This window comes from Paracoccus shandongensis, from assembly GCF_017315735.1.
In the GTDB taxonomy this organism is placed as follows: Bacteria; Pseudomonadota; Alphaproteobacteria; order Rhodobacterales; family Rhodobacteraceae; genus Paracoccus; species Paracoccus shandongensis.
Genome location: NZ_JAFLRK010000076.1, coordinates 1 through 1,568 on the forward strand (window position 1 = coordinate 1; position 1,568 = coordinate 1,568).

Annotated in this window: 2 protein-coding genes; both read right to left on the reverse strand. The window is 74.7% G+C overall.

Annotated elements, in window-relative coordinates:
* Positions 1–712: VWA domain-containing protein (locus JX613_RS19645; protein WP_237168757.1), on the reverse strand; the 712-nt coding region annotated here is incomplete at its 3' end.
* A partial coding sequence (locus JX613_RS19650; protein ID WP_207103159.1) for a VWA domain-containing protein occupies positions 700–1,568 on the reverse strand: 869 nt, incomplete at its 5' end. The genes JX613_RS19650 and JX613_RS19645, both read right to left, overlap by 13 nt.

Below are 1,568 nucleotides of genomic sequence, written 5' to 3' on the forward strand. Positions count from 1 at the left end.
CCAGCGCGTCCGTGGGCGCGGCAGGGGCGCCGGGCGCGCGCCCGTCCAGCCGCAGCGCGGAAATCTGCGCGCCCTGCGCCGCCAGCCGGTCGGCCTCGGCCACAGCCTGCCGGTCCACGCCGTCGCCGTCGGAAATCAGCACAAGGTCGGCGCGTGGCAGCCCGGCCAGCATCTGCGCGGCCATGCCGATGGCGGCGGCGGGACGCGAGCCCTTGCCGGGCATGGTCTCGGCATCCAGGACGCCGATCTGGGTCTGCAAGGTGCCGATGTCCAGCGTCGGCGCGGATGCCGTGAAGGCCTCTCCGCCATACAGGATCAGCCCCACCGGACGACCGGAAAGGGCCTGCGCCAGACCGGCGGCGGCCAGCTTGGCCTGGTCCAGCCCCGCCCCCTGCGCGACCGAGGGCGAGAGATCCACCGCCAGCACCACCGCATCGGCCTGCGCCAGCACCGGCGCATCCCGGCGGGGCAGCGCGGGCCCGGCCAGGCCCAGGATCAGCGCCGCCAGCGCGCCCGGCGGCAGCAGCCGCTGCCACAAGGGCTGCCGCCCGCCCAAGGCGCCAAGCGCCTGCATCGCCCGCAGCATGTCGCGCGGCATGACCCGTTCCCACCCCCCGGCATCGGGCAGCCGCGTCAGGCGCAGGGCCACCAGCCCCGCCAGCGGCAGCCACGCCAGCAGCCACAAGGGGCGCAAGAGGATCAGCCCGTCCATCCGCGCCTCCGCCCCGCGATCAGGAACAGGCACAAGGCGGCGACCGTGGCGGGCCAGACCCACAAGGGCTGCCACAGCCGCATCGGCGGGCGGGCCGAGGGGTTGGGCTCCAGCCGGTCCAGGCTTTGCGCCATGGCCTGCAGGTCGGCGGTGTCGCGCACGCGGAAGCTTTCGCCGCCCGCCACCCGGGCCACGGCGCGCAGGGTCGCCACGTCCACGGCGTCGCGCGATCGGGGCTGGTTTTCCAGATCCTCGGGGCCGAGCGCGATGGAATGGATGCGGATGCCGTGGTCCTGGGCCAGGCGCGCGGCCTCGACGGCGGGCACGGTGCCGGACGTGTCCACCCCGTCCGACATCAGCACGATCACCCGCGTGGGCGCATCGCTGCGCGACAGGCGTTTCGCGGCAAGGCCCAAGCCGTCCGAAATGGCGGTGCCGCGCCCGGATATGCCGATCTGCGCCTCGTCGATGGCGCGGGCCACGGCATCGACATCAAAGGTCAGGGGGGCCGCGAAATAGGCGCGTTCGCCAAAGATCACCAGCCCGATCCGGTCGCCGCGCCGGGCCGCGACAAAGGCGGACGCGGTGCGCTTGACCGCCTCCAGCCGGGTGACGGGCTGGCCGTCCAGGAAAAAGTCCTCCTTCAACATGCTGCCCGACAGATCCATCACCAGCACGATGTCGCGGCCCGAGGCCGGGATCACGTCGCTGGCGACCTCGATCCGGGGACCGGCCAGCGCCAGGACCAGGGCGGCCCAGGCCAGCGCGGCCAGCCACGGCCCCTGTCCCCGCGCGGCGCCGGCCGGTTCGGCGCTGCGCCACAGGTGGGCGGGCAGCACCAGCGCGGGCCGGGGCA